Consider the following 12,794-nt stretch of genomic DNA (forward strand, 5'->3'; position numbering starts at 1 on the left):
TGATTAATGTAGCCTATGTCATCGCATTTTCCTTTCTTCTCTTTAAGTTTATTGGCAACTGGTTAATTACCATATATGTATTTGGTTATTATTTATGCTATAATGAAATGACCCGGTAAGTTGCAAAGCGCCCATCACTTCATTAATATCCTGATCTTTAAAACGGCCGGTAAACTGCCTGGCCACATACTTATTGTTATCAAAAATGATATTTACATTATACCAACGCTCCAGGCGACCTGCCAGGTCGGCAAAGGCCTCCCTTTTAAAGGTTAAGTAATTGCTTACCCATGCAGTTTCAGTAATTTCATTGTTCGGAACAAGATTTTTAACAACATCCTCATTTTTGGGGTTAGCAACAGAATCAGCAACGGGCTGATTACTGACTACTATTTTTTGGGCGTTATTCATGACCTTATTTATGGTAACCTTTTCATTAGGTTTTAAAACAATGATGCTTCCCGGCCTGGCTTCATTTAATATCTCAACCTTTCCTCTTATCAGCGTAGTTTCGATAAATGTATCCCCTTTATAGGCTTTCACATTAAAAGCCGTGCCTAAAACAACAACGTTTAATTTCCCAGCATGCACTATGAACGGGTGTTCGGTATCATGTTTGACATCAAAATAGGCTTCGCCAATAAGATTTATTTCGCGTTTACCGCTTTCACTATTAGAATAAGTAATGACAGAACCGGAATTAAGCCATACTACCGAGCCGTCAGGTAATGTTGACCGTATCCGTTTTCCATAACCGACAGCTAATGATTGCGGCTCATTTACATTAACCTTCCTTGATAAATGCATGATCCACGCACCAATAACAAATAACGGAATCAAAGCCGCAGCAATCATCCAGCTTTTAAAACGGCTGTGCGGCAAGGGCTCAAGCGGTTGATTGAACATGGTGCGTTCCATGAATCCATTTTCCTCCATAAACTGATCAAATTTATTCAACCCGCGTTCTAACGCGCGACGTTCGTCAATTGAGGTAACAGCTGAAGCTTCAAGTCTAAGTTTTTTGAGATTTTCAAAATCAACGCGGCGTTCGGGTTCATTAATAAAAATTGATTCCATTTCGGCAAACTCCGCGGCAGAAAGCTCATCCGCAAGTGCTCCAGATATTAAACGCCAAATTCTTTCTTCTGATGCCATATACGTAAAGACACACCAAAAACAAAATACCCCCAAAAGAAAAAACATTTTTTTTTAAAAGCTTTTAAGTAAGTAATTAATATATCGTTAAAATAACGTTACCTTTATTTCACCAATTGTTTATTGCAAACCTATGCAAGTCATCCTTAATGAAAAGTTTGAGCGGTCCGTCCTCAAAGACGAGCTGGTATTTAAGGACCTGTACCGACAATATTTTGTCAGGCTTTACCGGTTTGCCTTTTCGCTAACCCATTGCAAAGAGTCTGCTGAAGAAATTGTGCATGACGTTTTAATCAACCTCTGGAAAAAGCGAAATGATTTCACAGCAATAGCAAACCTTGATACCTATTTATATGTATCAGTGAAAAATCTTTCACTCAACCATTTAAGGAACGAAGCCAAACACGCCCATGCCGCCATCGAGACTGTCTATAACGAAAGTGATCCCATTAGCGTTGACCCCGAAAGCCTATTGATTACTAAAGAGCAAACCGAACGGTTAAATACGGTCATCAATCAGTTACCTCCAAAATGCAGAGCGATATTTAAATTAATTAAGGTCGATGGCTTGAAATATAAAGAGGTCGCCTCTTTAATGAATATATCGGCCAAAACGGTAGAAAATCAGCTGGCCATAGCGGTAAAGAAAATAGCAGAAACTATAAAAAGAGCAAAATCTCACACTATTGAGCGCCAATAGTAAATCTACATCAAAACAGAACGATAAATGTTAATACAGGACCGGCACTGCAAGAAATCCTGCCTGTGCCGGTCCTGATGTAAACTATGCCGTATTAAGCCGGCACTTTATCATTTTTCTCGCGTTCCCAAAAACGGTGTTGCGCAATGGCGTTTATAAAATCTTTTGGTGCCTTACCAACAATAACCCCCGGGGTATTCATTTTTTTAGCGACGTAGGTTTCTTTTAAGAAAGCATCGTTATCTGTCGCAACAGCTTTACAATGAAGATAAGCTTCATTTACAAAATGGATTGCATTGACATTGGTATTAAGCCCCGTTGAGCCAGCAGGCACATAAACTGCGTCAAATAGCACAGATGCAGCCGTAAGGAAACTCATATCCACTTTAATGTCAGATCCTTTGCTATCTTTAATAAACCCGCCGTGCGGAGCTATCAGTTTAATCTGTGCTCCTTCGGCTTCCAGGGTAGCCTTCATTGCCTTCAAAGAATCTCCATTTACACCATCGGTGGCCAATACTGCTATCTGCCGTGTTTTAATGGTGTCCTTAGGCGAATTTGCCATGCTTAGTGCAGGTGATTTACCGATCTGTTTTTTCGGGTTATCCTGGTAATCAGCCGGATTGGCATCAGCGCCAAAGTTGTGGTTCAATGGTTCCTGCGGTTTTGGCACGGACATGCCCAAACCTTCCGCTACTTTAGTAGCCAGAGGATTACTGACCTTACTTAACAAACCGAGCACCCGCTCGCGTATGGCGACAGTTTCGCACTTACCCAGTTCAAAGCGCAAGGCATCAATAATATGATTTTGTTCAGGTTCAGACTGGCTGTTAAAGAACAATGTAGCCTGGCTGAAGAAATCCATAAAACTTTTACTGCGTGCCCTTACTTTACGTGCATCAATCCGCTCTTCGTAGGATGTAAAACCACCTTCAGTAATTTTTGCCTGCTGCGGCGATCCACCACCTGTGGTATTTGGGTGATAGCTTGATTTACCTACGTTGATTTGCTGGCGCATATGGCCATCGCGTTGGTTATTGTGCACAGGGTTTATTGACCGGTTGATAGGAATTTCATGAAAATTAGGGCCGCCTAACCTCGATAATTGCGTATCTGTATAAGAAAACAACCGGCCCTGTAACAATGGGTCGTTGGTAAAATCTATACCGGGAACCAAATGCCCGGGGTGAAAAGCCACCTGCTCTGTCTCTGCAAAGAAATTATCCGGGTTACGGTTAAGCGTCATTTTCCCAATTCGGATCACCGGCACTACTTCCTCAGGGATCAGTTTGGTGGGATCCAGCAAATCAAACGGAAACTTATGTTCATCCTCTTCAGGAATTAATTGTACGCCAAACTCCCATTCAGGAAAAGCGCCGCTTTCAATTGCTTCCCAAAGGTCCTGGCGATGAAAGTCTGAGTTTTTCCCCGATATTTTTTGGGCTTCGTCCCAGGCTACGGCATGCATACCTAATAACGGTTTCCAATGAAACTTAACAAAAGTTGATTTCCCCTCTGAATTGACAAACCGGAAAGTATGGATACCAAATCCTTCCATCATACGCAACGAGCGCGGTATTGCCCTGTCAGACATTGCCCACATAATCATGTGCATCGATTCAGGAGTGAGTGAGATAAAATCCCAAAAAGTATCGTGTGCGGAGGCAGCTTGCGGTATTTCATTATGCGGTTCAGGTTTTACCGCGTGGACCAGATCAGGAAATTTGATCGCATCCTGGATAAAAAATACCGGAATATTATTACCTACCAGGTCAAAATTTCCTTCTTCAGTATAAAATTTTACTGCGAAACCGCGTACGTCACGAGCCAGGTCGGTTGATCCCCTAAAACCAGCCACCGTAGAGAACCGTACAAATACCGGTGTCTTAACCGACGGATCCTGCAAAAAACCCGCCTTAGTGTATTTGGCCATAGATTCATAGACCTGAAAAAAACCGTGCGCCGCCGAACCGCGGGCATGCACAATCCGTTCAGGTATACGTTCATGATCAAAATGGGTGATTTTTTCACGCAGGATAAAATCTTCAAGCAGTGTAGCGCCGCGCTCACCTGCTTTTAGGGAGTTGGTATCATCATTGATCTTAACACCCTGGTCGGTAGTCATAAACTCACCGCTGCTTATTTCTTTATCGGGAGCCAGTTCATCAAGTTTTTTATTGGCCGAGGTTTCGAGGTTGTTTTTTTTAGTCATGGCAGGTTTTAATTTGTCCTTTTAAAACCCGCAGGTGCTAGTATTGTTTCGTTATACTATAAAATATTAACCCATATTTTCACTCAGCATTTCAAGTGCAGTTTGATTTCCTTGTTGGGCTGCCAGGTCCATAACTGAAAGGCCGGCGGTGTTCAGAATAGTTTTATCTGCGCCGCGTGCTAATAATAATTTAACCAGCTCATTCCGGCCAAACATAGCTGCAAACATCAGGGCCGTACCTCCATTTCCATGTTGAAGGTTTAGATGCGCACCATGCTTAATTAATAATTCAGCGATATCAGGATACCCTTTAAAAGCAACACCCATTAATGCGGTGTTGCCGCCGGCGTCAGCGCCGTTGACATCAGCTCCGGCCTCCAGTAATAACCTGGCTGCCTCATATTGATTATTATAGCAGGCAATAATAAGTGGTGTGTAGCCTTTTTCATCACGGTGCTCAAGGTTGGCATTTTGACGAATAAGCTCTGCCAACACTTCAAGTTCTCCCTTACGCGCAGCAGGAATAATAAGTTCGTTAATATCTATCATGGAATTAATTTATAAAGCAACCCATTTCTATTGCCTTTTGTTTCCAACAAAAGCTATTCGCAGAACGGAACTTTATAATTTAATTTGTCTTAGGACGATCCATATAGCCGGTATTTAAAAGAAAAGATCAAAACAGTAACTAAGGATGTATTGGTGAAGCCATTTCTGCTTTGGCTTCACGCATAACAAATGTACTTTCTATAGAGCCAATAGAGAATTTTTCGAAAAGGTTATTCATCAAAAAAACATGATAAGCATCGAGGTCTTTTACTGCAACACGCAGTATAAAATCATATTGACCCGACATATGATAGCATTCTAATACTTCCGGCAATTTTATAATCTCTTTTTCAAAATGGTTAATTATTTCTTTGCTGTGATCTTTTAGATGGACATGGGTAAAAGCAGTGAACCCCCTGCCGATCATTTTAGGATCCAACACGGCGACATATTTTTTTATATAGCCTTTTTCCTGCATCCGGCGGATCCGGTCATTGATAGTGCTGGCACTTTTAAAAAGCTTCGCCCCTATCTCCTTGTTGGTAAGGCGGGCATTATCCTGCAAAATCTGGAGGATGCGAATATCTGTTTGATCAAGTTTATCGAGCATATCGTATATCATTCGGTTTAAGCAAATTTAAATTTAAATTTTCGTTTATTATCCAGTTTTTATATCAAAAACCCGTATATATAACTCATTTTATACCAGTGTACTGTTTTTTGGCCTGCAAAGCCGGAACTTTAAGAAATGAAACTGGTGACCTATAAAACAAATAACCACGAACAGCAAGGACAGCTTGTTGACGAACTGCTGTATAATCTGCAAACCAATGAACAAGTCCATGACTATGAACTTTTAGCGCCCGTTCCGCATCCGCCTTCGTGCCGTGACGCTTATGCGTTTCGTCAACATGTTGAATCGGCCAGGCGCAACCGTGGATTAAGTATGATAGCTGAGTTTGATCAATATCCCATTTTTTACTTCACCAATCATCGGGCTATTTACGGGCCGGGCCCCATTTATTGCATGCCGGATCATTTTAATAAACTTGATTTTGAACTGGAAGTAGCGATTGTTATAGGCAGGCAGGGTCGAAATATTAAAGCTATGGACGCCGATCAATATATAAAGGGCTATACTATAATGAATGACCTGAGCGCCCGTACCTTGCAAATGGAAGAGATGCTTTTAAACCTCGGCCCTGCTAAAGGAAAAGATTTTGCAACAGTGATTGGCCCCTGGCTGGTGACACCCGATGAACTGGAAAAATTTAAAGTGAAGCCTAAACCCGGGCATATCGGCAATAACTATAATCTTGAGATGATCTGCAGGGTTAATAATATAGAGGTATCACGTGGCAATATGGCCGATATGGACTGGACATTTGCTGAAATTATCGAGCGGGCATCGTATGGTGTAAATCTTTATCCGGGTGATGTTATAGGCTCCGGCACGGTAGGTACCGGTTGTTTTTTGGAACTAAATGGTACCGGTTTATTAAACGATCCAAACTATAAAGCACAATGGCTGCAGCCCGGTGACGTGGTTGAAATGACCATCACCGGCTTGGGTACATTAACCAATACAATTATAGCCGAAGATACTGACTGGTCAATTTTAAACTTAAAGAAATGAAAAGTTTTGAAGCCAGTGAATTAACTATCGGACAGGTACATAATTACCTGCAACACGCCATAGCCCCGCGTCCTATTGCGCTGGTATCAACTATTGATCGTGCGGGGAAAGTGAATTTGAGCCCGTTTAGTTTTTTTAATTTATTTAGCGCCAATCCCCCGGTGATAATTTTTTCGCCATCACGAAGGGTTAAAGACAATACCACCAAGCACACTTTAGAGAACCTGTACGAGGTTAGGGAGTGCGTGGTTAATATTGTTGATTACAACCTCGTTTTTAAAGTTAACCAGGCTAGTGCCGAATATGAAAAAGGCGTAAATGAATTCATTGAAGCCGGCTTAACCGAGCTTGCATCAATCCATATAAAACCGCCACGTGTAGCCGAATCGCCGGTGCAGTTGGAATGCACCGTGCAACATATTATGCCATTAGGCAAAGGTCCCGGCGCAGGGAATCTGGTGATAGCCGAAGTGAAAACCATGCATTTCAGAGATGACCTTTTAGATGAATTGGGAAAACCCATGCAAGAAAAATTTGACCAGGTTGCGCGTTTAGGCGGCGACTGGTATTGCCGTACAACAGATCTATTTAAGTTACCAAAACCAATATAATATGCCAAGCTATCATACCTTAGGGAAGATCCCGCACAAAAGGCATACGCAGTTTCGTAAGCCCGATGGAAGTTTATATGCAGAGGAGCTGGTTTCGACAGAAGGCTTTTCAAGCGTTTATTCGCTTGTTTATCATGCTTATCCACCCACGATGGTAAAAGCGCTGGGCGAACCGTATTCAGTAGAGCCGAAAATAGCACGCGAAAAACATTTGAAACATACCAGCCTGATTGGGTTTAATATTAAGCCCGATGATGATTACCTGCAAAGCCGTAAACCGGTATTGGTTAACAGCGACCTGCATATATCATTGGCTGCGCCCAAAAAATCAATGACCGGCTATTTTTATAAAAATAGCCAGGCAGATGAAGTGGTCTTTGTGCATGAAGGTTCAGGTACGTTACATACCGGTTATGGACAGATTAAATTTGGTTATGGCGATTATTTGATCATTCCGAGGGGTACCATCTATCAACTGGAGTTCGACACCGAAGCAAACAGGCTGTTTATTGTTGAAAGCTTCAGCCCCATCAGGCCACCCAAACGTTACCTAAACAGTTCCGGACAGCTGATGGAACATGCGCCTTATTGCGAACGGGATATCCGCAGGCCGGAAAACCTGGAAACCCATGACGAAAAAGGTGACTTTAAAATACTGATCAAAAAACAAGGTTTGATCTACCCGTACATCTACAGCACCCATCCTTTTGATTTTATTGGCTGGGACGGCTTTCATTATCCCTGGGCACTTTCTATTCATGACTTTGAACCAATAACCGGGCGTTTACATCAGCCGCCGCCAGTACATCAAACTTTTGAAGGGAATAACTTTGTGATCTGCTCATTTGTACCGCGTAAGTTCGATTATCATCCTCTTTCAATCCCGGCCCCATATAACCACAGCAACGTGGACAGCGACGAAGTACTGTATTATGTAGCCGGAGATTTTATGAGCCGAAAAAGTGTGGTAAAGGGGCAGATCACCTTGCACCCCGGCGGCATTCCACACGGCCCGGCACCGGGTTCGGTAGAAAAATCAATTGGTAAAGAATCAACAGATGAACTGGCGGTAATGATTGATCCGTTCAGGCCACTGATGCTTACCGAAGATGCGATTAAAATTGAAGACGAAAACTATTATAAAAGCTGGATAGCTTAACAAAATTATGGAAACAGAAACCATCAGTAAACCCAACCAAACGCAAGACTTTTTGCCGTTAAATGGTACCGACTATGTAGAATTTTACGTTGGCAATGCCAAACAGGCGGCGCATTATTATAAAACAGCTTTTGGTTTTCAGGATTTGGCCTATGCCGGACCCGAAACAGGCGTTCGCGACCATGCGTCATATGTTTTGCAGCAAGGTAAAATCAGGCTGGTATTAACCACGCCGCTACATTCTGATCATCCGATCGCCGAACACATTAAAAAACACGGCGATGGCGTAAAGATACTTGCCCTGTGGGTGGATGACGCTTATGACGCCTTTGAGCAAACAACTGCACGTGGCGCAGAACCCTATCAACAGCCCAAAACCATGGTTGACGAGTTTGGCGAGGTACGCACCAGTGGCATTAAATTATACGGCGAGACCGTCCATTTGTTTATCGAACGAAAAAATTACAAAGGGTTATTTTTGCCGGGTTACCGTGCATTAAACACGGCTTATAACCCCACGCCGGCGGGACTATTATACGTTGACCATTGTGTAGGCAATGTAGGCTGGCATAAAATGGATCATTGGGTGCATTTTTACGAGGAAGTAATGGGTTTTAAAAACATCCTGACGTTTGATGACGAAATGATCTCGACAGAATATTCGGCGCTGATGAGTAAAGTAATGAGCAATGGCAATGGCTATGTAAAGTTCCCAATCAATGAGCCAGCCGAAGGTAAAAAGAAATCGCAGATTGAAGAATACCTGGAGTTTTATGAAGACGAGGGTGTACAGCACCTGGCTCTGGCAACCCACGATATTGTACAAACAGTTACAAATTTACAAAGCCGTGGAGTTGAATTTTTGACAGTACCCACCACTTATTATGATGAGCTGGAAGAAAGAGTAGGCAAAATTGATGAGGATATTGAACCCTTAAAGAAACTTGGTATTTTAGTTGATCGTGACGATGAGGGTTATTTATTGCAGATTTTCACTAAACCGGTTGAAGACAGGCCTACCCTGTTTTTTGAAATTATACAACGCAAAGGTGCAAAATCGTTTGGCGCAGGTAATTTTAAAGCGCTATTTGAAGCAATTGAAAGAGAACAGGAACTTCGCGGCAATTTGTAATGAACGACTTTGGAAATAAACAGGTAGCGGCGCTGCCCAGGCATTTGAGGCAGTACATAGTCGAACAGCATTATGACCATTACACGCCCGTGGATCAGGCGGCATGGCGATATGTTATGCGGCAGAATTATGCCTACCTGAAAGATGTGGCTTATTATCCTTATATCCCCGGCCTTAAGGCCGCTGGGTTAACAATTGAGCAAATTCCGCATCTGCAGGAAATGAACGATGCCTTGGGCAAAATTGGCTGGGGGGCGGTTACCGTGGATGGTTTTATCCCCCCCGCTGCTTTTATGGAATATCAGGCATATCGTGTGTTGGTTATCGCTGCAGATATTCGCCAGTTAAACCATATTGAATATACGCCGGCACCCGATATCATTCATGAATCGGCTGGCCACGCCCCTATTATCGCCGATCCCGACTATCACCAATATTTAAGCTATTTTGGTTCGATAGGCGCCAAAGCAATGTATTCGGCACAAGACTACGAACTATATGAGGCTATCCGTGCACTTTCTATCTTAAAGGAAATGCCTGAGGCTGACCCTGCCGAACTAAAAAAGGCAGAAGAACAGGTTGCCTATTGGCAACAAAATATAGGCGAGCCATCAGAAATGGCCCTGTTGAGCAGACTACACTGGTGGACTGTGGAATATGGACTGATAGGCACATTAGAAAACCCCAAGATATATGGCGCCGGTCTTTTGTCATCAATTGGTGAGAGCGCAACCTGCATGCAACCTAACATACGTAAATTATGGTATACACCTGACGCCGTGAATTATGCTTATGACATCACTCAGCCGCAGAAGCAGCTATTTGTGACGCCAACGTTTCAAAACCTTATTGATGTGCTGGAGCAGTTTGCAAATAAAATGGCTTTCAGAATTGGCGGAACCTACGGATTGCAAAAAGCGCTTGAAAGCAACAACACCTGCACCGTTGTTTACAGCTCGGGCCTGCAGGTTTCAGGGACATTGACAGATTTTAATGCCGGCTTCATAAAAATGACCGGGCCAACAGCGCTGGCTGTAGATAATAAACAGCAGCCCGGCCACGGTAAGGAATATCATAAGGAAGGCTTCAGTTCTCCGGTCGGTAAATTTACCGCCGATACATCAATAGAGATCGGGAATACCGTTAAATTAAACTTTGAAAGTGGTATAACAGTAAAGGGGACAATCAGGTCGATATTGCCACAATTGATAACTTTTGAAAATTGCATGGTGAAGTCTGCTGACGGAGATATTTTATTTGATCCCGCCTGGGGAGCTTATGATATGGCGGTTGGAGAAAGTATTATTTCTGTCTTTAGCGGAGCAGCCGATAAAAACACTTTTGACGAGATCGGCTATCACCCCAAAACAACTACTTATCATCTCACTTATTCAAAAAAAATGCTGGCGCTGCATCAGTTATACCGCGAGGTGCGAGATTGCAGGGTACATCAGGCGGGAAAAGGGCGGTTAAAATATATTTTTGAGCAGCTTTGTAATGAGTTTCCGGAAGACTGGCTTTGCGCTTTAGAGATTTTAGAACTGGCCGAATCAGATTTAGCTATTACAATTACCCAATATTTGAAGAAACAAGCTATTGAAAACCCTGAATTAAATAAATTGATCACCGACGGGCTATCCCTCATTGGTAACCAGCATAGTCTTGCCGGCGGCCAGTAATTCGCGGGTAATAGCGCGGGTATAAGTCTTGATCTCTTCCTGAAATTCGGAGACGGAAGCACCTGTGCGTATCTGCTCAAGTCGTTTTTCCCAATTTCCGGTAAGCCCGGCCTGGGCTATCTGCTGGTGCTTAACTATTTCATAAACAGAAAGGCCTGTTTCAGTGGGCACCAGGTTCTTTTTCTCCCGCAGAATATACTTTCGGGTAAGGAGCGTTTCAATGATATTAGCGCGGGTAGCGGGTGTGCCTAACCCGCTTTCTTTCATGGCTTCGCGTAGTTCTTCGTCTTCTATTTCTTTACCTGCAGTTTCTAATGCTTTAAGCAGCGTTGCTTCGTTATAAAGCGGTTTTGGTTTGGTTTGTTTTTCTAACACGCCTTTAGCGGTTACCGGTAAATTTTCTCCCTGGCCCAGTTTTGGCAACGTGGCATTTTCTTCGTCCTTCTTTTCCTCGTCCTTATCATTAAAAACTGCACGCCAGCCCGGGGTTTGGATAACCGTACCGCTGGCGATAAATTTAGAACCGGACATTAAAATAACTTTGGTGATTTCCTTGATACAATCGATATGAAATGCTTCGAGCATACGGCCGGCTATCATGTCATATACCGCTTGTTGGTCGGGCATCAGTTGTCTGGGCGTCTCGCTGGTTGGCAATATAGCATGGTGATCGGTTACCTTTTTAGCGTTAACACCACGCTTATTAAGCTTTGCCGCCGAAAGCAACGTTGCCTGTTTGCCAAAATCTGTATGATCTTTAAATTTGTTAATCAGTGCCGGAACTTCTGCAAAAACGTCATCGCTGATATAACGGCTACCCGTACGCGGATAAGTGATTAGCTTACTTTCATAAAGATTTTGCAACAGGGTTAACGTTTGATCGGCAGTAAAACCTTTGCGCTTGTTGGCTTCCTGTTGCAGGCTGCTCAGGTCGTGCAAAAGCGGGGGCGGCTCCTTACGAGGCTTAGCTTCTACCGATGCAACGTGGGCCAAAGGCTCAACCATTGCTAATATGGCTTCAGCCTCTTCGCGGGTTTTATAATTCTTTTCAGAAATTGCTTTAAATACCTGTTCATTCTTTGACGGCTGGATAACGACCTGGTAATATAGCTGTGGCACAAAGTTTTTATTTTCGAGATAACGGGCGCAAATCATAGCTAATGTCGGCGTTTGCACGCGGCCAAGTGACAGTACACCTTTGTTGCCTGATGCTAAACTCAAAGCCTGGGTCGCATTCATCCCGACTAACCAGTCAGACTGCGAACGACAATGTGCTGAGTTGAACAATGTATCGTAATCACTACCGGGCTTTAAATTGCGAAAACCTTCCTTTATTGCCGCATCTGTTTGTGAACTGATCCAAAGCCGCTTAAATGGCTTTTTGCATTTTAAATAATAATAAATGTATCTAAAGATCAATTCCCCTTCCCGGCCGGCGTCGGTTGCAACGATGATCTCGGTGGCATCGTCAAAAAGTTTTTTGATGATGTCAAGTTGCTTTTTTACACCCGGATCATCAATCATACCGCCACCGTTTTTGCTTTTTACTTTACGGATAGACAACTTAAATTTAGCAGGCAGCATAGGCAGGTTTTGCACGTTCCAGCCATAGTAACCATATTCTTGTGGTGCGGCCAGTTGCAATAAATGTCCAAAAGCCCAGGTAAAAGTGTAGCCTTTACCTTCTATATAACCGTCGTGCTTTGTAGTTGCACCAAATACTTTGGCGATCTCGCGCCCGACAGAGGGTTTCTCAGCAATAATGACTTTCATCTGCGACGAATGTAGTCAAAGCAATGTTTAAGGCTAAATAATATTTTCAACAACTGGTGTCGGACGCAGTAGCCAGAACAGGATATTAACTTTTATAGACAAGTGATGCCCAAAGCAGTATTGAGTTTATTGATGGTTATTGCATAATTTAAAAATCAATTTCCTTAAGTTTTAGCTTTCAAAACGCG

The 12,794-nt window shown here is 43.0% G+C and carries 11 protein-coding genes; 6 read left to right on the forward strand and 5 right to left on the reverse strand.

All coding sequences use genetic code 11. The features are described from left to right. Positions 1 to 66: 66 nt before the first annotated feature. A complete protein-coding gene (locus tag LJ658_RS15275) occupies positions 67 to 1,155 on the reverse strand; it encodes a FecR family protein (protein ID WP_230547395.1) in 1,089 nt (362 codons plus the stop codon). A gap of 133 nt (positions 1,156 to 1,288) precedes the next feature. Between LJ658_RS15275 and LJ658_RS15280 the strand changes: the two genes are divergently transcribed. Then, complete coding sequence (locus LJ658_RS15280; protein ID WP_230547396.1) at positions 1,289 to 1,855, forward strand: RNA polymerase sigma factor; 567 nt, start codon at positions 1,289 to 1,291, stop codon at positions 1,853 to 1,855. A 94-nt stretch (positions 1,856 to 1,949) separates the two neighbouring features. On the opposite strand, the gene LJ658_RS15285 is transcribed toward LJ658_RS15280, so the two are convergent. The 3 genes from LJ658_RS15285 to LJ658_RS15295 all read right to left on the reverse strand — a co-directional run bounded on the left by LJ658_RS15285 (position 1,950) and on the right by LJ658_RS15295 (position 5,226). After that, the gene (locus LJ658_RS15285) at positions 1,950 to 4,067 is read right to left on the reverse strand and encodes a catalase (protein ID WP_230547397.1); all 2,118 of its coding nucleotides are present in this window, start codon (positions 4,065 to 4,067) and stop codon (positions 1,950 to 1,952) included. A 66-nt stretch (positions 4,068 to 4,133) separates the two neighbouring features. After that, on the reverse strand, positions 4,134 to 4,616 hold the full coding sequence (locus tag LJ658_RS15290; protein WP_230547398.1) for an ankyrin repeat domain-containing protein: 483 nt from the start codon (positions 4,614 to 4,616) through the stop codon (positions 4,134 to 4,136). Positions 4,617 to 4,755: 139 nt separating this feature from the next. Beyond that, positions 4,756 to 5,226: an Lrp/AsnC family transcriptional regulator gene (locus LJ658_RS15295; protein WP_230547399.1), complete on the reverse strand. Its 471-nt coding sequence runs from the start codon at positions 5,224 to 5,226 to the stop codon at positions 4,756 to 4,758. A 138-nt stretch (positions 5,227 to 5,364) separates the two neighbouring features. Here LJ658_RS15295 and LJ658_RS15300 point away from each other — a divergent pair, with 138 nt between their 5' ends. Genes LJ658_RS15300 through LJ658_RS15320 form a run of 5 tightly spaced genes read left to right on the forward strand, consistent with a single transcriptional unit; the run spans position 5,365 to position 10,833 of the window. Then, positions 5,365 to 6,252: a fumarylacetoacetate hydrolase family protein gene (locus tag LJ658_RS15300; protein ID WP_230547400.1), complete on the forward strand. Its 888-nt coding sequence runs from the start codon at positions 5,365 to 5,367 to the stop codon at positions 6,250 to 6,252. Beyond that, positions 6,249 to 6,863, forward strand: a complete 615-nt coding sequence (locus tag LJ658_RS15305) for a flavin reductase family protein (RefSeq protein WP_230547401.1) — start codon at positions 6,249 to 6,251, stop codon at positions 6,861 to 6,863. Before LJ658_RS15300 ends, LJ658_RS15305 begins: the two co-directional genes overlap by 4 nt. Before the next feature lies 1 nt (position 6,864). Continuing rightward, a complete protein-coding gene (locus LJ658_RS15310) occupies positions 6,865 to 8,022 on the forward strand; it encodes a homogentisate 1,2-dioxygenase (RefSeq protein ID WP_230547402.1) in 1,158 nt (385 codons plus the stop codon). Positions 8,023 to 8,029: 7 nt separating this feature from the next. Beyond that, a complete protein-coding gene (gene hppD, locus LJ658_RS15315) occupies positions 8,030 to 9,154 on the forward strand; it encodes a 4-hydroxyphenylpyruvate dioxygenase (RefSeq protein ID WP_230547403.1) in 1,125 nt (374 codons plus the stop codon). Then, complete coding sequence (locus tag LJ658_RS15320; protein WP_230547404.1) at positions 9,154 to 10,833, forward strand: aromatic amino acid hydroxylase; 1,680 nt, start codon at positions 9,154 to 9,156, stop codon at positions 10,831 to 10,833. The genes hppD and LJ658_RS15320 overlap by 1 nt, the downstream gene beginning before the upstream one ends. Here the strand turns inward: LJ658_RS15320 and LJ658_RS15325 are convergent. Continuing rightward, complete coding sequence (locus LJ658_RS15325) at positions 10,789 to 12,606, reverse strand: DNA topoisomerase 3 (protein ID WP_230547405.1); 1,818 nt, start codon at positions 12,604 to 12,606, stop codon at positions 10,789 to 10,791. The two genes, LJ658_RS15320 and LJ658_RS15325, sit on opposite strands and share 45 nt — an antisense overlap. Positions 12,607 to 12,794 lie beyond the last annotated feature (188 nt).

Origin of the sequence: Mucilaginibacter sp. UR6-11, from assembly GCF_020880695.1 — a bacterium.
GTDB lineage: Bacteria > Bacteroidota > Bacteroidia > Sphingobacteriales > Sphingobacteriaceae > Mucilaginibacter.

Excerpts from the sequence above, each read along its gene's own strand:
- LJ658_RS15320 (WP_230547404.1), top strand. The coding sequence starts at position 9,154 with ATGAACGACTTTGGAAATAAACAGGTAGCGGCGCTGCCCAGGCATTTG.
- LJ658_RS15300 (WP_230547400.1), top strand. The coding sequence starts at position 5,365 with ATGAAACTGGTGACCTATAAAACAAATAACCACGAACAGCAAGGACAG.
- LJ658_RS15285 (WP_230547397.1), bottom strand. The coding sequence starts at position 4,067 with ATGACTAAAAAAAACAACCTCGAAACCTCGGCCAATAAAAAACTTGAT.
- LJ658_RS15290 (WP_230547398.1), bottom strand. The coding sequence starts at position 4,616 with ATGATAGATATTAACGAACTTATTATTCCTGCTGCGCGTAAGGGAGAA.
- hppD (WP_230547403.1), top strand. The coding sequence starts at position 8,030 with ATGGAAACAGAAACCATCAGTAAACCCAACCAAACGCAAGACTTTTTG.
- LJ658_RS15280 (WP_230547396.1), top strand. The coding sequence starts at position 1,289 with ATGCAAGTCATCCTTAATGAAAAGTTTGAGCGGTCCGTCCTCAAAGAC.
- LJ658_RS15310 (WP_230547402.1), top strand. The coding sequence starts at position 6,865 with ATGCCAAGCTATCATACCTTAGGGAAGATCCCGCACAAAAGGCATACG.
- LJ658_RS15295 (WP_230547399.1), bottom strand. The coding sequence starts at position 5,226 with ATGCTCGATAAACTTGATCAAACAGATATTCGCATCCTCCAGATTTTG.
- LJ658_RS15325 (WP_230547405.1), bottom strand. The coding sequence starts at position 12,606 with ATGAAAGTCATTATTGCTGAGAAACCCTCTGTCGGGCGCGAGATCGCC.
- LJ658_RS15305 (WP_230547401.1), top strand. The coding sequence starts at position 6,249 with ATGAAAAGTTTTGAAGCCAGTGAATTAACTATCGGACAGGTACATAAT.
- LJ658_RS15275 (WP_230547395.1), bottom strand. The coding sequence starts at position 1,155 with ATGGCATCAGAAGAAAGAATTTGGCGTTTAATATCTGGAGCACTTGCG.